This window comes from Saccharothrix longispora (assembly GCF_030852425.1).
Lineage (GTDB): Bacteria > Actinomycetota > Actinomycetes > Mycobacteriales > Pseudonocardiaceae > Actinosynnema > Actinosynnema longispora.
Genome location: NZ_NSDM01000025.1, coordinates 37,971 through 63,703, shown reverse-complemented (window position 1 = coordinate 63,703; position 25,733 = coordinate 37,971). Strand labels below are relative to the sequence as shown.

Here is a 25,733-nt window from a genome sequence, read left to right as displayed (position 1 = left end):
CGCCGTCACCACGTCACCGGCAGCACGCGGGGCCCCTGGCCGTCGTGGCCCGCGCTGATCGGGATCTCGTCCACCGGCACGGCCAGCTTCAGCGTCGGGATGCGGGTGAACAGCGAGCCGAGGGCGATCTCCAGTTCCGCGCGGGCCAGGTTCTGCCCCAGGCACTGGTGGATGCCGTGGCCGAAGCCGACGTGCCGACCGGCGGCGCGGCGCAGGTCGAGCGTGTCGGGGTCCTCGTAGGCGGCGCCGTCGCGGTTCATCAGCATGATCGACAGGACCACGCCGTCACCGGCCTTGATGGTCTGGTCCCCGACCTGGATGTCGTCGACGGCGAGCCGGACGATGAAGTCCGAGACGGACAGGAAGCGCAGCAGCTCCTCGATCGCGTTGGGCAGCAGGCCGTCGTCGGCGTGCAGCGCGGCGAGCTGCTCGGGGTGCTCCAGGAGCGCGAGAACCCCCAGGGAGATCGCGTTGCCGGTGGTCTCGTGGCCGGCGATCAGCAGCACCATCGCCATCTTGACCAGCTCGTCGTGGTCCAGCTTGCCCTCGGCGAGCTGGACGGTGATCAGCTCGTCGAGCAACCCTTCTCCCGGCTGTTCCTGCTTGCCGCGAACGAGGTCGAACAGGTAGCCGTACAGTGCGCCGAACGCCGCGTCCGCCTCGGCCGACGTCGCCGCGCCCACGAAGTCGCGTGAGCGCTCCTCGAACAGGTCGTGGTCGTCGTAGGGCACGCCCAGCAGCATGCAGATCGCGATCGAGGGCACGGGCAGGGCGAACCGGGAGACCAGGTCGATCGTCGGCCCGTCGGCGAGGATGCCGTCGATCAGCCGGTCGACCTCCTGCTGGAGGACGGGGCGCATCGCCGCCATCCGCTTGACGCCGAAGCTGGGGATCAGCATGCGGCGCTGGCGGGCGTGCTCCGGGTCGTCCACCCCGATCAACGGGAGGGACAGGCCCTCGCGTCCCTCGGTGCGGGCCACCACGACGGGGAAGACGGGGTTGCCCCACTCCGAGGACAGCCGCTGGTCGGCGAGCAGGGCGCGGCCCTCGGCGTGGCCCGTCACCAGCCACGCCTCGCGTCCGTCGAACAGCCGGACCCTGGTGAGCGGGCGGGTCTCCCCCATCGGCGCGTAACCGGGCGCGGGGTGGTACGGGCAGGACCGGTCCGAGGGGAACGCGGGCACGGCCGGCTCGGCGGACCGGCTGGTGGTCTCGGTCATGGTGCGCCTTTCGGGATCACGGGTGTGGGAGAGTGCGGCACCGTCGCCGCGGCGCGGCCGATGCCGAGTGTCAGCGGAGGTTGCGGCGCTCGGCGAGGACGCGGTCGACGGCGCGCCCGGCACCGTCATCGCGGTCGATCGGGGAACCGGGGTGCCGCGCGTTGTCGCGGTCGGCCGGGTTGTCGAGCACGCTGCCGCCGAAGCCGACGAACACCGGGGCGGTCCGGTGGCGAGGACGTCCCGCAGTCCGGTGTCCGACTCCCACCGGCCGGGCGCTCGGGCCACCGGTAGCCGGTCACCTGCATGCCCTCGCGCCACTCGCGGGACCGGGCGGCACGGGATGGCCGGGGAGACGTCGAACGACGCGGCCCGGTTGCCGGTGAACGGCGCGACGTCGCCGTGCGAACCGATCGCGGTGGTCGACGAGTGCATGGGAGGTGTCACCTCGTGGTCCGGTGCGTCCTGGAGGGGTGGTCACCGCGTGGTCGTGACGGGGTCGGCCGACGGCGGCGCCCCCGAGCGGATCGGGCCGGGCAGCGCGCACAGCAGGAGGGCGACGGCGGCCATCAGGCCGACGAGCAGCCACAGGGCGCGCTCGAAGGCCGCGGCGTAGCCGGTGGTGGAGCCGAAGAACACCAGCCCCACGAGCACGACGCCCAGAGCGGCCCCCACCTGGCCGGTGGCGCCGACCAGGCCGGAGGCGCTGCCGGCGTGCCGCACCGGGACGAAGGACAGGATCAGGCCGGTCAGCGGCGACAGCACCTGGCCGACGCCCAGGCCGATCAGTGCCAGGGGCAGCGCCATCGCGAGGGCGTCGACCCGCGTGCCGCCCTCGCGGGCGACGACGCCGAACACGACCAGACCCGCGATGGTCAGCAGCACGCCCAGCAGCAACGTCATCCGCCCGAGACGGGGGTAGACGAACTGGACCGACACCCCGCCGGAGACGGCCACCGCCACGGAGAACGGGATGGAGGCCAACCCGGTGTCCAGTGCCGTCCACCCCATGCCGACCTGCACGTACAGCGTCCAGACGAGGAAGAACGCCGCGGGCAGGCCCTGGAACAGCAACTGCACCGCGAGCCCGGCGGAGAACGCGCGGGAGGCGAACAGGTCGAGCACGACGAGCTGCGGCAGGCCGCGGCGCCCGCGCGAGCGCTGGTGGCGCACGAACAGCACGAGCGCCGGGACGAACAGCACGACGGACGCCACGCTCCACAGCGGCCAGCCCAGTTCACGACCCTGCACCAGCGGGACCAGCAGCAGGAGCAGGGCCAGGACGGCCAGGCCCACGCCGGCCAGGTCCAGCCGCCGCACGCCCGGCGCGCGGGACTCGCGCACCCACCGCCCGGCGAGCACAACCGTGAGCGCGCCGACCGGCACGTTGACGGCGAACACGCCGCGCCACCCCAGCCCGAACAGGTCGGCCTCGACCAGCAGGCCGCCGACGAGCGGGCCGCTGACCACGGCGACCCCGGCGATGACCGCCGAGATGCCGACGACCTTGGCGAACTCCTCGGCGAACGCGACGCGGATGATCGCCAGCACCTGCGGCACCATCACCGCGGCGAACGCGCCCTGCACCGCCCTGGCGGCCACCATCGCCTCCGCGTCCCACGCGAGGGCGCACACGGCGGACCCGAGCACGAACCCGAGCGCGCCGACGAGGAACATCCGCTTGCGGCCGACGATGTCGCCCAGCCTCCCGCCGGGGACCAGCAGCACGCCGAAGGACAGCATGTACGCCGCCGGCACCCACTGGAGCTGCGCCGCGGTCATGCCCAGCTCCTCGCGGAGGCTGGGGATCGCGACGTTCACCACGTTGCCGTCGAGCAGGTCCATGAACAGCGCCAGCATCAGCACCCACAGGGCGTGCCACCGCCTGGGGTCCGGCACGACCGGCGCGGCCGTGGCCCGCGCGTCCCCGGTCACCACCAGCCGGTCCCGCTCGCTCGCCGCGCCGGCGTGGGCCGGTAGGTGGCGCACGCGGCCGGCAGGCGCACGCCGGACAGCCGCAGCTGGCCCACCCTGGCGGCGAAGGCCGCGCCGCGCACCAGGTTGACCGCGATGTCGACGACCGAGCGGTTCTCCAGCGCGGCCAGGTACGTGCCGGCCACCCAGTCGTTGAACGCGCCCATCGCGGGCCCGCACCACACCTGGTAGTCGGTGACGCGGTCGGGGGCGCCCGCCGTGCTCCACCCCGACGAGAGGCCGAGGTACCAGCGGAACACCAGCGCCATCCGGCGCTTCGGGTCGTTCTCCGCACGGGCGATCTGAGCCGGGTCGCGCTCCCGGAAGAAGCGCACGGTGTCCTCCCAGACGTCGGCCAGGGGCCGGCGGAAGATCCGCTCCTCCAGCGCGGCCCGGTCGTCGACCGGGATGTCCTCGATGCCCGCGTGCTCGCGGTAGGTCTCGTAGAGCCGCCGGGCGCGGGACGCGAACATGGTGCCGCGCTGCAGGACCTGCACCTCGACGCCCATCTCGAACATGTCGGCGGACGGCGCCATCGCGCAGTCGGCCGCGCCGGCGGTGGCCAGCAGGCGCTTGGTCGCCGGCGACTGCCCGGCCTCCGCGGACGCCTGGTTCACCGAGCCCGTGACCACGTAGTCGGCGCCCGTGGTGAACGCGGCGGCCGCGGCGGCGGGCGTGCCGATGCCGCCGGCCGCGCCCACCCTGGTCCGGGAGACCAGACCGGCGCCCCGCTGGACCCGGTCGCGCAGCGCGATCAGCTCGGGCAGCAGCACCGGCAGCGGACGGCGGTCGGTGTGACCGCCGGAGTCGGCCTCGGCGGTGAGGTCGTCGGCCAGCGGCACCCGCTTCGCCAGCTCGGCCTGCTCGGCGCTGATCGCGCCCCTCTCCACCAGGCCGCGCACCAGCGCCTCGGGCGGCGGGCGCAGGAACCGCTCGGCCACCTCCGGCCGGGAGACCTTGGCGACGAGCCGGTTGCCGATCCGCACGCCGCCCCGGCCGTCGGGGGCGAGGCCGGCGAGCCGGTAGCGCACCACCTCGGGGGTGAGGTCGAGGAACGCCGACGCCTCGACGCAGCGGACGCCGTGCCGCAGGCAGAGGTCCACGGTCGCCCTCTCCATCGCGGGTTCGCTCGGGCTGTGGATGAGGTTGCACGCGAACGGCAGGCCGGGCGCGCGCCGGGTGATGTCGGCCAGCGCCGCGTCGACCCGGGCCGGGACCAGCCCGGCCGCGCCGAACGACGCGAGGAAGCCCGCTGTGGCCAGCGCGACGACCAGGTCGGCCGAGGCGATGCCGTTGGCCATCGCACCGGCCATGTACGGGTGGGCGACGCCGTGGTCGGCGAGGAAACCCGGGGAGCCGAGCCTGTCGGGCGACAGCGGCGGTGCGGCGGCGAGGAGTCGCGCGCCGGCGAGGACGTCCTCGTCGTTGGTCGCGCCGAGGCCGCGTTCGTCGCGCAGGACGAACACCGGCCGGTCCAGCGCGGTCAGCGTGTCGTACAGCTCGCCCGCCTCACGGGCGGGTTCCAACCTGGTGGTCACCACGACGCCTCCCCTTGGACGAGCGCGGCGGCGGTGCGGCGCTGCAACAGGTGTTGGACTTCCAGGGCACCCGCGTGCGCCTCGGCGACGGCGGATCGCACGTCGCGCACGAGGGCGTCAACCGCTGCCTGCGCGGCGTCCGCCGGGCGCGTGGCGGGTCCGGCCGGCCGGCCGGACCCCGGTCGGGGCGCGTTGGCGAGCCGGACGCCGTGGTCGAACGGCTCGCCGACGAAGCTCATCCGGTCGTCGTCGTTCACAGCGGTTCCTCCGTCCTGTCCCGGTCGCCCATCACCGCTCGCCGCCGCCGTCGCCGTCGCGCCACGCGCTCACCGCGTCGGCGAACTTCGCGGCCATGTCGGCGGTCTGGATGACGGACACGCCGGACAGGCGCATCAGGACGGTCCCATCGCGGTTGCACGCGGTCACGTCCACGGTGCTCGAGGTGGCGGTCGAGCGGACCTCCCGCGCCACGACGACGAACGGCTCGTCGTCGGGCAGCGGCGCGAAGCACTCGACGAGCTCGACGCCCAGCGGCAATCCCGCGCGACCGGTGCGCCACAGGCCGAGCACCGCACCGCACTGGAGGAGCAGGTCGGTCAGCACGGCGCTGTAGCGGTGGCCGGCGAACGCGCCGGACCCGGCGGCGTCGTCGGCCAACCGGCACTCGACGACCAGTCGGTCGCCGGACCGGTCGAGGAGCCGGCGCATGCCTTGGAGGCGCGGGCCGTGGAAGACCGTCCCGTCGGCGTACCAGGCGAGCGCGTCGTCCGGACCGGTGCCCGGCACGTGGTCGCGCACCTCGGGCAGTCGCTCGGTCCTCGGGTCCCCGGCGGCCAGCACGAGGGTGCCGGCGTAGTGGGAGCGCGCGATCGGCGCGGCGCCCCCGGCGGCGCGGACCCGGGCGCGCAGCACGAGCCGGCCGTCCTCCACCTCGCCCGGGTCGAGGTCCACCGCGTACTCGCGTTCGTGGTCGCCGTCGAACACGACGCCGCGGTGCACCTCGAACCCCCGGCAGGCGACGACGCGCAGGCCGGGGTTGGCGCGCTCGGCGACGTTCACCAGCCAGCCCAGGCCGAACGTGGCGGGCAGCACGGGGTGGGCGCCGATGCGGTGCGCCCGGATGACCTCGGTGTCCTCGACGCCGGTGAGGTCGCGGGCGGCGGTCAGCGCGGGCGTCGGCATCGGCGCCGGCGTGCCGGTGAGCGCCTCGGGGGTACCGGCCAGCAGCCGCGCCTCCGCCGCCCTGCCGGCGGCGAACCGCTCGACGAACAGGCGGGCGCCGGTGTCGGGGGCCAGCAGGTCCACCCCCCGGGCGGCGAACACGGCCCGCAGGTCGGGGCCCACCATGCCGCCGTCCCAGGCGCACCAGTCGACGGCGGTCACGAAGCGCTCCGGCCGCTCCCGCTTCAGGGTCGCCGCCACCCGGCACAGCGCCTCGTTGGCGGCGGCGTAGTCGGCCTGGCCGGGGTTGCCCAGCAGGCCCGCCACGGAGGTGAAGAACACGACGTGCCGCAGCGGCGCGCCGGCCAGCGCGTCGAGCACCGAACGCAGGCCGGTCAGCTTCGGGGTGAAGACCCGCCGGACGTCCTCGGGCGTCTTGTCGGGCAGCAGGGCGTCGGCCAGCGCGCCTGCGCCGTGCACCAGGACGGTGGCGCGTTCGGCGTGGGGGGCGAGAGCGTCCCGCACGGCGGTCGCGTCGCCGACGTCCACACCCAGGTAGGTGACGCGTGCCCCGGCGTCGGCCACGGCGGTCAGCGTCGCCGCGACCTCGCGCCGCGCGCGCACCTCCCGCACGGCCGCCGTGAACTCGCGCGGGGACAGCGTGCCGGTGCGGGCCAGGGCGTCGGGCAGCGCGTCGTCGGTGACGCCCAGCGCCCAGTCCGGCTCGTCCTCCAGGTCGGTGCGCCCCAGGAGGACGAACTCGGCACCGGTCCGCTCGGCCAGGGCCCGCACGCAGGCCGCGGTGACGCCGCGCGCGCCGCCGGTCACGACCACCACGTCATCCGGTCCGATGGTCGACTCCCCGTCGGTGGACAGGGGGGTCGCGGCTCCCGCCCACGGCGAGGAGCCGTAGGGCGCTGGCCGGACCGTCCAGCGGGCGAGGTCGCCGTCGACCCCGACTTCCAGGACGTCGCGCGCCGCGTCGTGCAGCTCGGCCAGCACGGTGTCGGCCGCCGCGTCCACGCTCAGGGAGGGGGCGAGGTCCAGCGCGCGGCAGAAGACGCCGGGTTCCTCGCGGGCCAGCACCTTCACGATGCCGGCGACGCCGCCCGCGACCGCCTCGGCCCGGTCGCGCGTGCCGCGCAGGCCCAACCCGCCGTCGAGCCTCGTCAGGGTGGCGAACGCGGTCCTCGTCCCGCCGCGCGCGGTCTCCGCGAGGCGGGGGGAGATCTTCCCCGCGAGGGCCACGACATCGGCGAGCCGGTCGACGGCGAGGTCCCACACCGTGTCCGTGCCGAGCACCACCAGGCACAGGTCGAGCGGTCCGGCGGGCACGTCGGCCTCGGCGAAGTCGCCGCGGTGCACCGTCCAGCCCGCCTCGGCCAGGGCCTTGGCGCAGGCGTCCGCGTCGGCGCCGACCCCGCCGTGCTCCACGAGCAGTGCCGTGGGCGCCTCGCGGAAGACGTCCGGGGCGCGGTCGGCGGCGGGCAGCCGCACCAGCTCCACCCGGTGCAGCTCCGCCGCCGCGCGCGGCGCGTCGGGAGCCGGGACCGGGGCCGGGCTCGGGGTCGGGGTGGACGTCGCCGGGGACGGGACGGGCGGGGTGTCGCCGCCCTCGGTCAGGTACGACACGATGTCGTCGAGGGTGCGCAGTTCGCCCAGTTGCTCCGGGCCCAGCACCGGGAGTCCCGGCAGGCTGCTCTGCACGGCGTCGAGGATCTGCACGCGCTTGATGGAGTCGATGCCGAGATCTGCTTCGAGGTCCATCCCCGTGTCGATCATGGCAGCCGGGTAGCCGGTGCGCTCGGCGACGATCCCGACCAGCGCTTCCCGCGCCGTGTCCGGTCCGACCGCGTTCGGCGCGGCGGTCTCGGGGACGGCGGTCTCGGGGACGGCGGGGACCGCCGGAGCCGCCGGTCCGGTGGCCGCGGCGGGAGCCGGTGCGAACGGCGCGGGCGCGGCCGGGAGGAGGACGGGGGACGACGGCGCGGGGGCAGCGGACCCGGCGCCGAGGCCCGCGAGACCCGCCAGGACCTCGTTCGCCCTGGTGTGGGTGCGGCCGATGCCGAGGGACTGCTCCTTCACCTGCTCGACCACGCGCAGCAGCGCGTCGACGTCGCCGCCGGTGTCGGCGGCCCGGCGCACCGCGCCGACCAGGTCCTCGGTGATCCGCAGCTGGCTGTCGAGGTAGCGCTCGTGCAGCGCCAGGTGGTGCGCGAGCGCGTCGTCCGGCGCCGCCGGGGCGTGCCCGGCCGCGACCGGGGCCGGCGGGCGCCACTGGTGCCCGTTGACCGGGACGGCGGCCTCCGCCGTGCGTGGTGTCGCTTCCATCGTCGAAACCCTGTACCCGTCCTCGATCGCCTCGCGGTACGCCGCCCGGCGGCTCTCCGGCACGTGGTCCGCGCCGTTCAACGTGATCGTCGGACCGCCCGGTTCGACCCGCTCGGGCGCGGGCGCGTCGTGGCGGTTGATGCCGGTGAGGGGCACGCCCAGCACGGCGAGCCGCAGCGCCGCCTGCTTGAGGGCCGCGTCGCCGTCGCCGAGGGGCCCGGCGTCGGTGGGGATGGCGACGACGTCCGCGTCCGGCAGCACGCGGGGCACCAGCTGGGTCAGCACCTGCTTGGGACCGAACTCCACGAACACCGAGCACCCGTCGGCGTGCATCGCGCGCAGGGCGTCCGCGAACTCGACGGGCCGCGACAGCTGGGTGACCAGCGTGCGCCGGTTGGCGTCGACGTCGTCGCCGTACCGCGCCCCGGACGTGTTGGCGTACACCGGAACCGACGGCGACCCGATCACCGCGGCGTCCACGGCCGGCCTGAAGCGGTCCAGGGCGTGCGCGACGTAGGGGGTGTGGAACGCGGCCGACACGGGCAGCCTGCGCGCCCGCAGACCCCGCAGGCCGCACTCCGCGACGAACGCCGCCACCGCGTCGGCCCCACCGCCGATCACCACCTGGTCCGGTGCGTTGTCGTTGCACACCAGCAGGTCGCCGAAGTCCGCCAGCAGGGCGGCGACCTCGTCCCGGCCCGTCTGCACGGCGGCCATCGCGCCGCGGTCGCCGTCGTCGTCGAGCGGGGCCATGGCCTCGCCCCGGGCGCAGGCCAGCCGGAAGAAGTCCTCGTCCCCGACGCTGCCGGCGGCCCAGAGGGCGGTCAGCTCGCCGAAGCTGTGCCCCAGGCACCCGGCGACCCCCAGCCCCAGCTCCCGCAGGTGGCGGAACTGCCCGGCGGACAGCGCGCCGATGGCGGGTTGCGCCCACTCGGTGCGGTGCAGCGCGTGCTCCTGCCGGTCGCGCGCGTCGGCGTCGAACACCGGAGGGGGGAAGACCACGTCGGCCAGCGACGCGCCGCCGCCCGCCCGGAACAGGGCATTGGCGTCGTCGAACGCCCCCGCCACGGTCGGGTTGGCCAGTGCCGCGTCGAGCCCCATCTCCAGGTACTGGCTGCCCTGGCCGCTGAACAGCGCGCCCACCTTCGGGTCGACCAGGCCGGAGCGGCGGTAGTGGATGCCGGCCGGGTGGTCCCAGCGCTCGGCGTCCGGGTCGGCGGCGAGCTGCGCGAGGGCTGCGGCGCGCAGCCGCACGTCCGCCTCCCCGTCGGTGGCGACGAACCCGATCCGGACGTGGTCCGCGGGCACCGGCCCGCCGTCCCCACCCGGTCCACCGGCGCGCAGCAGTTCGACCAGCGCGGGCACGTCCGGGGCGTGCCACAGGTGGGCCCGCGCGGTCCGCTGGAGCACCGGGACGCCCTCCCTGGAGGGCGCGTGCTCCTCCAGCACCACGTGGAAGTTCGTGCCGCCGAAGCCCATGGCGGAGGTGCCGGCGCGGCGCACCGGGCGCCGGGGGTCCTTGATCCACGGGCGGGTGGCCGTGTTCACGTAGACCGGCGCGTCCTCCCCGAGCGCCCCGGGGTTCGGCCGCTCCACGTTGATCGTGGGCGGCAGTGTCTTCTGGTGCAGGCTCAGCGCCAGCTTGATCAGGCTCGCGGCGCCCGCCGCGCCCTTGGTGTGGCCGATCTGCGACTTGACGCTGCCGATGGCCGCCGACCCCGGTTCCGCGCCGGCGTCGCGCAACACGGAGGTGAGGGCTTCGAGCTCGGTGCGGTCGCCCACCGGGGTGCCGGTGGCGTGCAGCTCGAACAGCTGCACGGACGCGGGCGAGCAGTCGGCGTCGGCGTAGGCCCGCTGGAGCGCCAGCATCTGTCCTTCCGCCCGCGGCGCGTAGATGCTCTTGGCCCGGCCGTCGCTGGCCGACCCGATCCCGCGGATCACCGCGTAGACCCGGTCACCGTCGCGCTCGGCGTCCGCGAGCCGCTTGAGGGCGATCATGCCGATGCCCTCGCCGAGCAGCGTGCCGTCCGCGGACTCGTCGAGCGGGCGGATGCGGTCGGACCTCGACAGGGCGCGCGTCTTGCTGAAGCACATGTACATGAACAGCGACGTCTCGGTGTCGCAGCCGCCGGTGATCATCAGGTCCGCGCGGCCGTCGACCAGCTCCGCGACGGCCACCCGGACCGCGGACAGCGAGGCCGCGCAGGCGGCGTCCACGGTGGAGTTCATGCCGCCCAGGCCGAGCCGGTTGGCCACGCGCCCGGCGGTGACGTTCGCCAGCAGGCCGGGGAAGGTGTTCTCCTCCCACGGCGGGAAGGCCTTGGCGTACTTGTCGGCGAGCACGTCGGCGTCCTGTTCGGACAGGCCGCAGCTCACCGCGACCTCGCGCAGCACGGGTGTCGACAGCCGGGCGGCGAGCGGGTGCGACAGCGGCACCGTGCCCGTCACTCCCAGCACCACGCCGGTGCGGGACGGGTCGTACCAGTCCGAGCCGGGGGCGCCCGCGTCCCGCAGCAGGTCGCGCGCGACGACCAGGCTTAGGGTCTGCATGGTGCTGGTGATCTCCAGCTGGTTGGGCGGCATCCCGAACTCGATCGGGTCGAACGCCACGTCGGGCACGAACGCGCCGCGCCGCGCGTAGGTCTTGTCCGGTGTGGACGGATCGGGGTCGTGGTGGTCGGTGGTGCTCCACCGATCCTCCGGGAGGTCGTCCGTGCAGTCCACCGCGTCGACGATGTTCTGCCAGTAGTCGCGATGGTCCCGTGCTCGCGGGAACAGGCCCGACAGGCCCACGATCGCGATCGGGCTGTCGGCCAGTCTGCGCCGACCTGACTCGTCCGGGCCGTTCACCGTCGTCCTCCCGTCTGCGCGCACCGCGCCCGGCGGCGCGGGCCCCGGTCGTGGTGCCCCGGGGTCCCGGCGCCGTGCGGTGCGATGGCCGCGATCGGTTGCCGCGTGGCGCGCGTCCGGGCGCACCACCGTTCGATGCCGGGCGCCGGGTGGCGCTCCGGTGTTCAGCCGGCCCAGCGGCCGGTGTGGGCGGACGTGCCGGCCGCGCCGGCGAGCAGCTCCGCCATTCGCTCGGCGAAGTGGCGGTGGCCCGACGGGCTCGGGTGCAGGTCGTCGTCGGACCACAGCTCGGGCGTCAGCCAGTGCGGGTCGCGGGCGATGTCCAGCAGCAGCACACCGTGCCGCCCGGTGGCCGCCCGCACCACGTCGTTCGCCTCGGTGAAGCGCGAGCCGACCAGCTCCCGGAAGGCGGGGGGCAGTGCCGCGATGCGCGGGATGGGTGGGTAGGTGGCCGTGAACACGGTCGTGTTCGGGCCGGCCAGCGTGCCGAGGATCAGCTCCACGTTGCGCCGGAACCGGTCCGGCTCGTAGTCGCTGATCAGGTCGTTGACGCCGACGTTGAGACCGATCATCGGCGCCTTGTTGACCAGGGCGGCGGCGAGCTGGCGCTCGACGACGTCCTGGGTGGTGGCGCCGAACGCGCCGAGGTTGCGGGTGCGCCCGCCCGCCACGCCGAGCAGTTCGGCCAGCCGCGCGGTCCAGCCGCCGCAGAGCGGGTCGTCACCGTGGCCCTGGGTGAAGCTGTCGCCCAGGGTCGTCAACCGCGGCTTCACGCGACCACCCCGCCCGGGGCCGGGCGGCGGGCGACCCGGATGGCGCTCGCGGGGCAGTCCTCCGCCGCCCGCGCGACCGACTCGGCCAGGTCGTCGGCCGGGTGCTCGGCCAGGACGACCACGGTGCCGTCCCGGTCGTCCTGGTCGAACACCTCGGGGGCGCGCAGCACGCACGTGCCGGCCCCGCAGCAGCGGTCGAGGTCGATCTCGATGTCGATCACCACACCACGTCCAGCCGCTGCACGCCGTAGGTGACCATCATCTCGCGCGTGGGTACGTCGCCCGCCGGCACCGCCGGCCGGAGCCCCGGGAACCGCCGGAACAGCGACAGGTAGCCGATGCGCAGTTCGAGCCGCGCGAGGTGGTGGCCCATGCACTGGTGCGGCCCCCGGCCGAACGCGATGTGCCCGGAGTCGCCCCGCCCGAAGTCGAGCCGGTCGGGGTCGGGGAACCTGCCGGGGTCGCGGTTCGCCGCCGGCAGCGAGACGGTGACCACCTCGCCCTTGCGGATGCGGTGCCCCTCGAACTCGAAGTCCTCGGCGGCCACCCGGACCGGGCCGACCTGCACCACGCTCAGGTACCGCAGCAGCTCCTCGACCGCGTCGTCCACGACGGACTCGTCGGCGAGCAGCGCGGCGAGCTGGTCGGGGTGCTCCATCAGTGCGAAAGCCCCCAGCGCCAACATGTTGGCCGTGGTCTCCAGGCCGGCGATGAGCAGCACGAAGGTGATGCCGAGCAGTTCGTCGTCGGTCAGGTCGGTGTCGCTGATGAGGTTGCCGAGCAGGTCGTCGGTCGGTTCGGCCCGCTTGGCGGCCAGCAGGGCGCCGAGCGTGCCGCCGAGCCGCGTCATGGACTCGACCATCTCCTCGCCCGAGCTGGACAGGCTGAACAGCACGCTCACGTCGTGCTGGAACCCGGCCCGCTGCTCGACGGGCAGGCCGAGCAGTTCGGAGGTCACCAGGGTGGGGATGGGCTTGGCGAACCGCTCGACCAGGTCGACCGGCGAGCCGGCCTTCTCCATGTCGTCGAGCACGCCCTCCACGATCCCGGTCACCCACTCCTCCATCTGCCGGACGCGGCGGACGGTGAAGTGGCTGTTGAGCAGCCTGCGGTAGCGGGTGTGCTCGGGCGCGTCCATGTTGACGAACATGCCGGGCGGCAGGGCGGCGAGGTCCAGTTCGGAGCCGGGCACCTTGACCGGGGAGAGCTTGCCCTCCGGCAGCGAGCTGAACCGCACGTCGCCCAGGACCGCGCGGGCCTGGTCGTACCCGGTGACGAGCCAGCCGACCTGTCCGTACGGGTAGGTCATGCGGCTCATCGGCGCGTCCGACCTGATGGTGTCGAAGGCCGGCGGCGGGTCGAAGGGGCACCCCGCCCGACGGGCGGTCGGGAAGCGCGGCGCACCCACCGGAGAAGTGGTGCCTTCCGGTGTCCTCATCACGTTTCTCCTGTTCGACGATGCTGTCGACGCCCTGGTAACGGAGCGTACGGAGGTGTCCCGCGGTCGGGGAGGCGTCGGGCCGATGAGTAGGTGATCCCCCAGACCGCGGGAGCGGGGGGCGTGCCGGTCACCACTCGACCGGCAGCTCGTGCACGCCGTAGAACACCATCTCGTGGCGGAACGGCAATTCTTCGACCGGCACCGCGAGCCGCAGCGTCGGGAACCTCTCGAACAGGCTCCGGAACACGATCTGGAGTTCGATCCGGGCCAGTTGCTGGCCGATGCACTGGTGCGGGCCGAACCCGAACGCCATGTGGGCGGACGGGCGGCGGGTGATGTCGAACCGCTCCGGCTCGGGCACGAACGCGGGGTCGAAGTTGGCGGCCAGGGCGTGCGCCACGACCTGCTCCCCCGCCTTGATCTTCACGTCGCCGTACCGCACGTCCTCCAGGGCGACGCGCTCGGCGCCGCGCTGCCCGATCGTGAGGTAGCGCAGCAGTTCCTCGACCGCGTTGCCGATTAGGGACGGGTCGGCGCGCAGCAGGGCCACCTGGTCGGGCCGGTCGAGCAGCAGCGCCGTGCCCAGGCCGATCATGCACGCGGTGGTGTCGTGCGCCGCGATGAGCAGCGTGGCCGCGGCGGTGACCAGGAAGGTGTCGTCCACGACGCCCTCCGGGTCGTCGGCGGCGATGAGGGCCGACAGCAGGTCCTCCCCCGGCTCCGCGCGCTTGGCCTGGATCAGCTGGTGCAGCGCGAACATGATGCGCCCGGCGGCGGCCTGCACGGCTTCCGGCTCGACGTCGACGCGCATCATCTCCGCCGCCGCGTCCTGGAACGCGTCGAGCTGCTCCACGGGGACGTCGAACAGGCTGGAGATGACCATGGACGGGACGGGGGTGGCGAACTCGGCCACCAGGTCCACCGGCTGCGGCAGGGACGCGATCCGGTCGAGGTGCTCGTCGACGATCCGCTGGATGCGGGGTTGGAGCGACTGCATGCGGCGGACGGTGAACTCCTTGGCCAGCAGCCTGCGGTCGGCGGTGTGGGTCGGCGGGTCCTGCCACAGCAGGCTGCCGCGCCCGGGCCTGGGCGGTTGTTCGTCCCTGGTGTGCACCGATCGCGGGATGCGCACGCTGAACCGCTGGTCGCGCAGCAGGTCCCGGACCTCCTGGTAGCCGGTGAACAGCCACGCCTCCTCGCCGCCCTCGAACACCGCGCGGGTGATCGGGTTCTTCTCGCGGATGTCGGCGAGACCGTCCGGCGGCGCGAAGGGACACCCGCGCGCGGTCGGCAGGTGGGGCACGGCGATGGACTCCGTCATGTTCTTCCGTCCCTTGTGGTCGGTCGGTCAGGCGACGGCGGTGAGGTCGTCGGCGAGCGACGTGAGGCCGGCGCGCGGGGCGTTGACGAGGACCGCCATGTTGCCGCCGGGGTGGGCGTTGTCGGCCATGAGCTGGTGGACCTTGCCGACGGCTTCGAACTCCTCGCACGCGCTCAGGCACGGGTCGAGCAGCCCCGCGGCGACGAGGTTGGTGACCTCGCGGCACTCGCGGAGGTTCGCGCCGTGCGAGCCCTGGAAGCGCTTCTGCCGCATCCACAGGTGCCGCAGGTCGACGTCGCCGTTGTAGCCGCTGGTGCCGCCGCAGAGCACGACCATGCCGAGCGTGTCGCACAGGTACACGGAGGTGGGCACGGTGTTCTCGCCGGAGTGCTCCAGCACGATCTTGGGTGCCTTGCGCTCGCCGAGGATCTCCCAGATGCGCCGGCCGAACCCCTGGACCGACTTCACCCACGCCTTGGACGCGGCCTGGTCGTCGATGTCGGGCAGCCGGCCCCAGTGGTCGAACTCGGTGCGGTTGATCACGCCCGCCGCGCCGAGCGACCGGCAGTACTCGGCCCGGGAGTCGTCGGAGATGACGGCGATCGGGATGCCGCCGCGCAGCTTGGTGATCTGGATGGCCATCGAGCCGAGCCCGCCCGAACCACCCCAGATCAGCACCGGGTCGCCGGGTCGCACGACGTTGGGCTCCCAGCCGACGAGCTGCCGATAGGCGGTGCTGGCGGTGAGCATGTAGCAGGCGGCGGCCTCCCACGTGAGGTTGGCGGGTTTGGGGTGCAGCTGGTAGTCGTCGACGAGGGCGAACTGGGCGAACGTGCCGTAGTTGACCTCGTAGCCGTAGGCGCCGAGCGTCTTGGACCCCATGGGGTCGCGGCTGAGCCGGAGGTCCTCGGCGGTCTCGTCCCACTGGGCGGGCGAGATGACGACGTGGTCGCCGACCGCGACGTTGCGCACGTTCTCGCCGACCGCCCACACGACGCCGGCGCCCTCGGAGCCGCCGATGTGGAAGTCCTCGGGCCGGCCCGTCTTCTGCCGCATGCCGATGACGTCCACGGGCGTGCCGCGCGCGGCCCACACGTTGTTGTAGTTGATGCCGGCGGCCATGACCATCACCAGCACCTGGCCGCGCCCGACCTCCGGCACGTCGATGGCCTCGACCTTGAACGCGTCCTCGGGGCGGCCGTAGCGCTCCTGGCGGATGAGCGAGGCGTACATCTGCCGCGGGACCTCGCCGAGGGGCGGGATCTCGCCGATCTCGTACAGCGACTGGGACATGGTGTCTCTCCGTTCGGGGGTGGTGCGCGGACGTGGTCGACCGGCACGCGGGCGGACGTCGTCGGCGTGCGTGCGCGGTGTGCGGGAGGTCAGCGGGGAAGAGCGGCCTGGTGTTCGGCCAGCCACCGGTGCAGCGCGGCGGCCGTGGCCTCCGCGTGGTCCTCCATCATCGAGTAGTGGTCGGCGGCGACCTCGACGGTCGTGTCGACGTGACCGGGTGGCGCCGGGCGGTTGTCGCCGTCGCCGGGCACGCCCGGCAGCGACTCGGCGGCCCGGACGAGCAGCGTGGGCACGTCCAGGGCTGGTGCCTCCCACGTGTCGAAGATCCTCAGGTAGCCGCCCATGGCGGTGAGCTGGTCGCCGCCGGAGGCCATGAAGCGGAACCGCTCCGCCTGCTGCTGGGCCATGAGGGACAGGAACCCGGGGTTCATGGGGACGTCGCGGGTGAAGCTGTCCAGCATCACCACCGCGAGGGGCGGTGTGCCGGTGGTCTGGAGGCGTGCCGCGACCGCGTGCGCGATCCAGCCGCCGGACGAGTAGCCGACGATCACCGGCCGCTCGTCACCGGCGCACCGCAGGACCGCTTCGGCCTGCGCGGCGACCAGGGCGTCCACCGAGGACGGCAGGGACTCGCCCGCCGCGAAGCCCGGCGCGGGCAGCACCCACACGTCCCGCTGGTCGCGGAACGCCGCCGCGAGCCGCGCGTACTGCTGCACGCCGGCGGGCGCGATGTAGGGCGCGAGGCACACCAGCGGCGGTCGGGCGTCGCCGGTGGCGAAGCGGACCGGGGTGACGACGTGCGCGGCGGCGGTGTCCTCGTCGAACGACGGCCGGAACCGGGACACCTCCGCCAGCATCCCCATCGCCTCGGTCACCCGGCCGGTGCCGCCGGCGTGGGCGTAGAGGGCGACCAGGGTGTCCGGGGCCGCGGGCGGGGCCTGCTGCGCCTCGGGGACGCCGATCGAGCGCAGCAGGTGGGCGGCCAGCTTCTCCGGTGACGGGTGCTCGAACACCAGGCTCGCCGGCAGCGGTATCCCGGTGGCCGCGGCGAGCCGGTTGCGCAGGTCGATCGCGGTCAGCGAGTCGTAACCCAGTTCCAGGAACTGCTGGTGCGGCAGGAGCGGTTCGGCGCTGTCGTGGCCGAGGACGACCGCGGCCTGGGCGCAGACGAACGCCAGCAGCTCCGCTTCCCGCCGGTCGGCGGGCAGGCCGGCCAGGCGGGCGGTGAGGCCGGGGCCGTCGCCGTCCTCCTCCACAGCGGCCCCGGTGGTCTTCGCGAGCGACCGCCGCGCCTCGGGCAGCTCCGACAGCAGCGGGCTCGGGCGGCCCACGGTGAACACGGGCACGAACCGCTCCCAGTCCACCCCGGCGACGACCAGGCCGGTCTCGCCGGCGGCCAGCGCCCCGCCCAGGCCGCGCAGGGCGACCTCGGGCCGCACGGCGATCATGCCGCGCCGGGTGAACCGCTCGACGACGGCCTCGTCGTCGGCCATGCCGCTGCCCGCCCAGCCACCCCACGCCACGGCGGTCGCGGTGCGGCCGGCCGCACGCCGCTGGTGGGCCAGGGCGTCGAGGTGGGCGTTGGCGGCGGCGTAGGACGCCTGGCCGCCGCTGCCCCACACCCCGGCCCCGGAGGAGAACAGCACGAACGCGTCCAGTTCCCGGTCGCCGAGCAGGTCGTCGAGGTTGCGGGCGCCGGTGACCTTGCCGCTCGCGGCCTCGGCGAACTCGTCGGGCGCGGCGTCGGCCAGCACGGAGGACCGCGCGGTGCCCGCGGCGTGGAACACCGAGCGCAGCGGCGCGTCCTCGGGGACCGAGGCCAGCAGTCCGGCCACCGCTTCGCGGTCGGCCACGTCGCACGCGGCCACGGTGACCCGCGCGCCGAGCCCGGCCAGCTCCGCCTCCAGCTCCTCGACGCCCTCCGCCGCGCGACCGCGCCTGCTCGTCAGCAGCACGTGCTCCGCGCCCGCGCCGACCAGCCAGCGGGCCAGGTGCCGGGCGATGCCGCCGGTGCCGCCGGTGACCAGCGCGGTGCCGCTGGTACGCCACTCCCGGGCGACGTCGGGGCGGGCGCGCACGAGCCGGCAGGCGAACGCCCCGGAGGGCCGCAGCGCGACCTGGTCCTCGCCGGGCGTGCCGCCGAGCACGCCGGCCAGCCGGGCGGTGGTCCGCTCGTCGGGCACGGCGGGCAGGTCGACCAGGCCGCCCCAGCGGGCCGGCTGCTCCAGCGCGGCAACCCGGCCCACACCCCACAGCTGGTACCCCTCGGCGGCGCGGACCACGTCCTCCTCGTCCACGGCGACCGCGCCGCTGGTCGCGCACCACAGCGGCGCGGCGATGCCGGCGTCGGCGAGCGCCTGGAACAGCAGGGTGTTCAACGCGACCCCGGCAGGCAGGTCGGTCAGGTCGCGGTAGTGCCCCCCGGCGAGGCCGAGCAGCGACCACGCGCCGCTGACTGCGAGACCGTCCGCCGCCCCGGCCAGGAGGCGACCGAGGGTGTCGCGGTCGGCGTCCACCGGGACCTCGACCCGCACTCCCCCGGGCAGGCCCTCCGCGGACCAGGCGTCGGTGGCGCCCGCGGGGACGACGACCAGCCACGTGCCCGGGTCGGCGGGTGGCGCCGGGTCGGCGACCCGGCGCCACACCACCCGGTAGCGGAGCGCGTCGACCTCGGAGTTCTCCCGGCGCCGGCGGCGCCACCGCGACAGCGCGGGCAGCACCGGGGCGAACACGCCCGCGTCGGGCACGTCCAGGGTCGCGGCGAGCGCGTCGAGGTCGTCGTTCTCGACGACGTCCCAGAACGCGGCCTCCACCTCGTCGGCCGTGCGACCGGGGGCGGCGGTGTCGAGCCAGTAGCGCCGCCGCTGGAACGCGCAGGTCGGCAGGTCGACCGGGACCGCCCCGTCCAGCAGGCCGGCGTGCGCGGCGCCCCAGTCGACCGCCACGCCCCGCACGTGCAGCTCGGCGGCCGAGGTCAGCACCCGCGCCAGGTCGCCCGAGTCGCGCCGCAGCGAGCCGGTGACGACCGCGTCCACGCCGGCGGTGTCGGCGATCTCGCGGATCATCGACGTGAGCAGCGGGTGCGAGCTGACCTCCAGGAACGCCTGGTGTCCCTGCTCGACCAGGCCGCGCACGGTCGGCTCGAACAGCACGGTGCGGCGCAGGTTGCGGAACCAGTAGTCGCCGTCCAGCTCGGCGGTGTCGAGGACGCCCGCGGTGACGGTCGAGTGGAACGGGATCGTGCCGGTGCGCGGCGCGACCGCCGCCAGCTGCGGCTCCAGCACGGCGCGCAGGTCGTCGACCTGCGCGGAGTGGCCGGCGGCGTTCGCGCCGCGCACCTTGCGGACCCGCACGTCCTGCGCGGCCAGCTCGGCCAGCAGCTCGGCCGTCGCCTCCACGTCGCCGGACACGGTGACGGAGGTGGGGCCGTTCACCGCGGCGACGGACAACCGGTCCCCCCACGGCGCGATGCGCCGGGCCACCTCGTCGGCGGCCAGTGCGACCACGACCATCGAGCCCCGGTCGATCATCGGCAGCCACGCCTTGGCCCGCGCGGCCACGACGAGCGCGGCGTCCGGCAGGGTCAGGCCGCCCGCGACGTACGCGGCGGCGACCTCGCCCTGGGAGTGGCCCACCACGGCGGCCGGCTCCACGCCGCACGACCGCCACAGCGCGGCGAGCGCGGCCATCACGGTGAACAGCACCGGCTGGACGACGTCGGTCTTCTCGATCGCCGGCGCGCCCGGGCGCTCGGTCAGCACGTCGAGCACCGACCAGTCGAAGTGCCGGGCGAACGCCTCGGAGCAGGCCCGGACCTCGGCTGCGAACACGTCGGACGTGGCGATCAGGTCCTTGGCCATGCCGATCCACTGCGCGCCGTAGCCGGGGAAGACGAACACCGGCTTGGCGACGGCCTGCGCGGTGCCCAGCACCACGTTGCCGGCTGGCTCGCCCGCGACGATCGCGGCGAGCCCGTCGCGCAGGGCGGTGCGGTCCCCGACCACGACGGCCCGGTGCTCCAGCGCGGCGCGGGTGGTGAGCAGGGCGTGCGCGACGTCCGCGGCGGACCGCTCGCCGACCGCCGCCAGCAGCGCCCCGGCCTGGGCCCGCAGGCCGGCGTGGCCGCGGGCCGACAGCGCCCACGCCACCGGTCCGTCCGGCTCGGCGGCGCCGGTCGGGGCCGGGTCGGGATCGCCCTGCTCCAGCACGACGTGCGCGTTCGTGCCGCTCACGCCGAAGGAGGACACCGCCGCGCGGCGCGGCCTGCCGCGCTCCGGCCAGTCGCGCGCCTCGGTCAGCAGCCGCACGGTGCCCGGCGACCAGTCGACGTGCGAGGTCGGCTCGTCCGCGTGCAGCGTCGACGGCATGGTCCCGTGCCGCATCGCCATGACCGCCTTGATGATGCCGCCGACGCCCGCCGCGGCCTGCGCGTGGCCGATGTTGGACTTGAGCGAGCCCAGCCACAGCGGGTTCTCCGCGGTCCGCTCCCGGCCGTAGGTGGCCAGCAGGGCCTGCGCCTCGATCGGGTCGCCCAGGACGGTACCGGTCCCGTGCGCCTCGACCAGGTCCACGTCGGCGCCGGTCAGCCCGGCGTCGGCCAGCGCCCGCCGGATCACCTGGCGCTGCGCCGGGCCGCTGGGCGCGGTGAGGCCGTTCGACGCGCCGTCCTGGTTGACGGCGGAGCCGCGGACCACGGCGAGCACCCGGTGGCCGTTGCGGCGGGCGTCGGACAGCCGCTCCACCAGCACGACGCCGACGCCCTCGGCGAACGCCGTGCCGTCCGCGCCGTCGGAGAACGCCTTGCAGCGCCCGTCCGGGGCGAGCCCCCGCATCCTGCTGGACTGGGTGAACGCGCTGGGCGCGGACATGACCATCACGCCGCCGGCCACGGCCAGCTCGCACTCGCCCGCGCGCAGGGCCTGCGAGGCCAGGTGCAACGCCACCAGTGACGCCGAGCACGCGGTGTCGACCGTGAGCGCGGGGCCGCGCAGCCCGAAGGTGTAGGCGAGCCTGCCGGAGATCACGCTGGCGGCGTTGCCGGTCGCCAGGTAGCGCTCCACGCCGTCGGGCACGTCCAGCGCACGACCGATGTAGTCCTGGTAGCCGGAGCCGATGAACACACCGGTCTGGCTGCCCTGCAACGCAAGCGGGTCGACGCCCGCGCGTTCGAACACCTCCCACGTGGTCTCCAGCAGCAGCCGCTGCTGGGGGTCCATCGCCACCGCCTCGCGCGGCGAGATGCCGAAGAACGCCGGGTCGAACTCGTCGGCGTCGTGCAGGAAGCCGCCCCGCCGGGTGTAGGTCGTGCCGGGGCGGTCGGGGTCGGGGTCGTACAGGGCGTCGACGTCCCAGCCGCGGTTGGTCGGGAAGTCGGTGGTGGCGTCCACCGAGTCCGCCACCAGCCGCCACAGGTCCTCCGGCGACCGCACGCCCCCCGGGTAGCGGCAGGCCATGCCGACGATCGCGATGGGCTCGTCGGCGTGGTCCGCGCCGGTGGGCGCGGCCTCCCCCGGCCCGTCCAGGCCGAGCAGTCCGCCGAGCAGGTGGGCGCCGAGTTCGGCCGCGGTCGGGTGGTCGAACACGAGCGTGGTGGGCAGTTCCAGGCCGGTCTCGGCGATCAGGGCGTTGCGCAGCTGCACCGCGGTGAGCGAGTCGAAGCCGAGCCGGCTGAACGCGTGGTCCGCCTCCACCGCATCGGCCGAGCGGTGGCCCAGGACGGCGGCGGCGTGGGCGCGGACCACGTCGACCACGACCCGTTCCCGCTGTTCCTCGGGCAGTGCGGCCACGCGGTCGGCGAGCGCGGAGCGGGTCCTCGGGCCGCCCGCCCCCGTCCCCGTGACCCCGGTCAGCTCGGCGAACAGGGGCGCGGGCCTGGCTGCCGTGAAGGGCGCGAGGAACACCGGCCAGTCCACGTCGGCGACGACCGCGGCGGTCGCGTCGAGGTCCAGCACCCGCTGGAGGGCGGCGATCGCGTAGCGGGGCGGCAAGGCGGTGAGGCCGCGCAGCTTCAGGCGCTCCTCGTCGTCGCCGTCGGCGACCATGCCCGCACCGGCCCACGGTCCCCAGGCCACGGCGGTCGCGGTGAGGCCGCGCGCCCGCCGGTCGACCGCGAGGGCGTCGAGGAAGGCGTTGCCCGCCGAGTACGCGCCCTGGCCGCCGCCGCCCCAGACACCGGCGATGGACGAGAACAGCACGAACGCGTCCAGCTCCCGGTCGCCCAGCAGCTCGTCCAGGTGGCGCGCGCCACCCACCTTGGCGCTCAGCGCGACGGTGAACCGCTCGGGCGTGGTGTCGGCGAGCACCTCGGCACCAGGCACGCCGGCGGCGTGCACGACGGCGGTCAACGCGCCGTCCTCGTCTGCGACCGCGAGCAGTCGGGCGACGTCCGCGCGCTCGGCGACGTCGGCGGCGACCAGGCTGACCCGCGCGCCGAGCTCCTCCAACTCGGCGCGCAGCCCGGCCGCGCCCGGCGCATGCTCGCCCCGCCGCCCGGCCAGCACGACGTGCCGCGCTCCGGACCGGGCCAGCCAGCGGGCGACGTGCCCGCCGAGCGCACCGGTACCGCCGGTGACCAGGACCGTGCCCGATGGCTGCCAGGGGCGCGAGGTCGCCCCCCGGGCGGCGCGGACGACCCGCCGGGCGAGCGGGTGGTCGTCGCGGATCGCGACCTGGTCCTCCCCCGTGCCGCCGCCGAGGACCGTCATCAGGACGTCCTCGGCGATGCCGCCCGCGGGCAGGTCGACCAGGCCACCCCAGCGGTGGGGCTGCTCCAGCGCCACGACGCGACCGAGTCCCCAGGTCAGTGCGCGGGTCGGGTCGCCGGGTGCGTCGGTGGCCACCGCGCCGCGGGTCAGGCACCAGAGGGGCGCGGTGATCCCGGCGGCGTCCAGGGCGCGCAGGAGCAGCAGCGTGGTGACCGGGTCGGTGTCGTGCAGGGTGTGCAGGGCCAGGACCGCGTCCACCGGGGCGGTCACGTCGGCGAGGTCCGCGCCGTCGGTGCGCACGACCAGCACACCCCGGCCGGTGAGGGCGGCGGTGATCGCGGCCGCGTCGTCGCCGTCCGGACCGACCACGAGCCAGGTGCCGGTCGGCGCGGGGCCGATCGCGTCGAAGGGGCGCCAGGCGACTTCGTAGCGCCAGTCGTCGAGGTCCGGCGTCACGGCGGTGCCGGGGACGTCCAGCCAGTACCGCTCGCGCTGGAACGGGTAGGTGGGAAGGTCGACGCGGCGACCGCCGGGGAACACCGCCGGCCAGTCGACGGGCACGTGCGAGGTGTGCAGCGCGCCGAGAGCGGCGAGGGCGGCCACTGGTTCGGGCGCGTTGTCGCGCAGGGTCGGGACGGCGAGGATTTCCGCGTCGGGCAGGCGGTTGCGGGTCAGGGCGGTCAGCACACCGCCCGGTCCGATCTCCAGGAACTTCGTCGTGCCGCGCTCGTCCAACTCACCGACCTGGTCGCCGAACCGGACCGCGTCGCGCACGTGCCGCACCCAGTAACCCGCCTCCGCGACCGGGGACAGCATCGGAATGCTCGGCTCGTGGAACTCCAACCCGCCCACCACCGCCGCGAACCCGTCCAGCATCGGCTCCATCAACGGCGAGTGGAAGGCGTGACTCACCGCCAACCGCGAGGTCTTGCGGTCGGTGAAGTGCGCCACCACCGCGTCCACGGCCCCTGCCTCACCGGACACGACCACCGAACGCGGACCGTTCACCGCCGCGATCGAGACACCGTCGGTCAGGTGCGGTAACACCTCGTCCTCGGTCGCCTCCACCGCGACCATCCCGCCGCCGGGTGGCAACGCCTGCATCAGGTCGGCGCGGGCGGACACCACACGGCAGGCATCCTCCAGCGACAACACCCCGGCCACGTGGGCCGCCGCGATCTCCCCCACCGAGTGCCCCACCAACACATCCGGCCGCACACCCCACGACTCGAACAGCCGGAACAACGCCACCTGCAACGCGAACAACGCACGCTGCGCCACACCCGTCCGCGCCAACACCTCCACGTCAACGTCGAAGAACGACGTCCCACCCAGGCCCGCGACCACCTCGTCATAGGCAGCGGCGAACACCGGGAACGCCGCGTGCAGCTCACGCCCCATACCGGCCCGCTGCGAACCCTGACCCGAGAACAGGAACGCGACCTTTCCCAGCCGCGCGGTGTCCGTCACCAGGCCGGCGGACGGCGCTCCGGTCGCCAAGGCGCGCAAGGCGTCGGCGATCCCCTCGGCGTCCGTGCCGACGACGACCGCGCGGTGTTCCAGCGCCGCACGTCCGGTGGCCAGCGAGAACCCGGTGTCCACCGGGTCCGTCCAGGCGGGGGCGTGCGCCGACAGCGACGCGGCGCGGTCCCGCAACGCCTCGGGGCTGCGGGCGGACAGGACCCACGGCACGGCGGGCATCGACGGCGTCGGCCCGGGCTCCGGCTCCTCCGGCGCCTGCTCGACGATCGTGTGCGCGTTCGTGCCGCTGACTCCGAACGACGACACGGCGGCCCGGCGCGGCCGGTCGACCTCGGGCCACGGCACCGCGTCCGTGGCCAGCCGGACCGCGCCGCTCGCCCAGTTCACGTGCGGGGTGGGTTCATCGGCGTGCAGGGTGCGGGGCACGATGCCGTGCCGCATCGCCATGACCACCTTGATGATGCCACCGACCCCGGCGGCGGCCTGGGCGTGGCCGATGTTGGACTTCAGGGACCCCAGCAGCAACGGCTGTTCGCGATCACGCCCGTACGTCGCCAACAGCGCCTGCGCCTCGATCGGGTCGCCCAGGACGGTGCCCGTGCCGTGCGCTTCCACCACGTCCACGTCCGACGTGGACAACCCGGCGTTCGCCAGGGCCTGCATGATGACGCGCTGCTGCGCGGGGCCGTTGGGGGCGGTCAGCCCGTTGGACGCGCCGTCCTGGTTGACGGCGCTGCCCCGGACCACCGCGAGGACGGGGTGGCCGTTGCGGCGGGCGTCCGACAGGCGCTCCACCAGCAGCAGGCCGACCCCCTCGGACCAGCCGGTGCCGTCCGCACCCGCGCCGAACGCCTTGCAGCGGCCGTCCGGGGCGAGACCGCGCTGCCTGCTGAACTCCACGAACGCCGTGGGGCTGGACATCACCATCACCCCGCCCGCCAGGGCGAGCGTCGACTCGCCGGAGCGCAGCGACTGCGCCGCCAGGTGCAGGGCGACCAGCGACGACGAGCACGCCGTGTCGACGGTCAGGGTCGGGCCCTCCAGCCCGAACAGGTAGGCCAGGCGCCCGGACAGCACGCTCGCCGCGTTGCCCGTGCCGAGGTAGCCGTCGGACTCGCCGGCCGCCGCGAACACGCGCGTCGCGTAGTCCTGGTAGCCCGAGCCGACGAACACGCCCGTCCTGGTGCCGCGCGCGGTGTCCGGGTCGATGCCCGCGTGCTCGAACGCCTCCCACGCCGTCTCCAGCAGCAGGCGCTGCTGCGGGTCCATCGCCACCGCCTCACGCGGCGAGATCCCGAAGAACGCGGGGTCGAAGTCGGCCGCGTCGTACAGGAACCCGCCGGACCGGGTGGTGGACCTGCCCTGGGCGTCGGGGTCCGGGTCGTAGAGCGATTCGACGTCCCAACCGCGGTCGGCGGGGAAGTCGCCGATCGCGTCGCGCCCCTCCTCCACCAGGGCCCACAGGTCTTCGGGCGAGCGGACACCGCCGGGGAATCGGCAGGCCATGCCGACGATGGCGATCGGTTCCTGGTCCTTCTCCTCGACCTCGCGCAGCCGGGTCCGCACCTGGCGGAGGTCGGCCGTCACCCTCTTGAGGTAGTCGAGGAGCTTCTCTTCGTTGGTGTTCGTCATGGTGCGTTCCGCCCGG

At 74.8% G+C, this 25,733-nt stretch carries 11 protein-coding genes and 1 pseudogene; all 12 read right to left on the bottom strand.

What is annotated here, in order from left to right; genetic code table 11:
• Positions 1–5: 5 nt before the first annotated feature.
• Positions 6–1,220, bottom strand: a complete 1,215-nt coding sequence (locus tag CKY47_RS34675; protein WP_306750601.1) for a cytochrome P450 — start codon at positions 1,218–1,220, stop codon at positions 6–8.
• Between the two features lie 70 nt (positions 1,221–1,290).
• On the bottom strand, positions 1,291–1,434 hold the full coding sequence (locus tag CKY47_RS34670) for a hypothetical protein (protein ID WP_306750600.1): 144 nt from the start codon (positions 1,432–1,434) through the stop codon (positions 1,291–1,293).
• Positions 1,435–1,694: 260 nt separating this feature from the next.
• Positions 1,695–3,155: an MFS transporter gene (locus CKY47_RS34665; RefSeq protein WP_306750599.1), complete on the bottom strand. Its 1,461-nt coding sequence runs from the start codon at positions 3,153–3,155 to the stop codon at positions 1,695–1,697.
• Positions 3,149–4,729, bottom strand: coding sequence for a PfaD family polyunsaturated fatty acid/polyketide biosynthesis protein (locus CKY47_RS34660; protein ID WP_306750598.1), 1,581 nt, complete (start codon positions 4,727–4,729; stop codon positions 3,149–3,151). The genes CKY47_RS34665 and CKY47_RS34660 overlap by 7 nt, the downstream gene beginning before the upstream one ends.
• Positions 4,726–4,986, bottom strand: coding sequence for a hypothetical protein (locus tag CKY47_RS34655; RefSeq protein ID WP_306750597.1), 261 nt, complete (start codon positions 4,984–4,986; stop codon positions 4,726–4,728). The genes CKY47_RS34660 and CKY47_RS34655 overlap by 4 nt, the downstream gene beginning before the upstream one ends.
• A 31-nt stretch (positions 4,987–5,017) precedes the next feature.
• A complete protein-coding gene (locus CKY47_RS34650) occupies positions 5,018–11,071 on the bottom strand; it encodes an SDR family NAD(P)-dependent oxidoreductase (protein WP_306750596.1) in 6,054 nt (2,017 codons plus the stop codon).
• A 164-nt stretch (positions 11,072–11,235) separates the two neighbouring features.
• Positions 11,236–11,844, bottom strand: a complete 609-nt coding sequence (locus CKY47_RS34645) for an SGNH/GDSL hydrolase family protein (protein ID WP_306750595.1) — start codon at positions 11,842–11,844, stop codon at positions 11,236–11,238.
• The gene (locus tag CKY47_RS34640; protein WP_306750594.1) at positions 11,841–12,065 is read right to left on the bottom strand and encodes a ferredoxin; all 225 of its coding nucleotides are present in this window, start codon (positions 12,063–12,065) and stop codon (positions 11,841–11,843) included. The genes CKY47_RS34645 and CKY47_RS34640 overlap by 4 nt, the downstream gene beginning before the upstream one ends.
• Positions 12,062–13,282, bottom strand: a complete 1,221-nt coding sequence (locus tag CKY47_RS34635; RefSeq protein WP_306750593.1) for a cytochrome P450 — start codon at positions 13,280–13,282, stop codon at positions 12,062–12,064. Before CKY47_RS34635 ends, CKY47_RS34640 begins: the two co-directional genes overlap by 4 nt.
• Before the next feature lie 130 nt (positions 13,283–13,412).
• Positions 13,413–14,606 carry a cytochrome P450 gene (locus CKY47_RS34630; RefSeq protein WP_306750592.1) on the bottom strand — a complete coding sequence of 398 codons (1,194 nt, stop codon included), beginning with the start codon at positions 14,604–14,606 and terminating at the stop codon, positions 13,413–13,415.
• Positions 14,607–14,633: 27 nt separating this feature from the next.
• Positions 14,634–15,899: a crotonyl-CoA carboxylase/reductase gene (ccrA, locus tag CKY47_RS34625; protein WP_306750591.1), complete on the bottom strand. Its 1,266-nt coding sequence runs from the start codon at positions 15,897–15,899 to the stop codon at positions 14,634–14,636.
• Positions 15,900–15,988: 89 nt separating this feature from the next.
• A pseudogene (locus tag CKY47_RS34620) lies at positions 15,989–25,711 on the bottom strand (type I polyketide synthase); the annotation flags it as partial.
• Positions 25,712–25,733 lie beyond the last annotated feature (22 nt).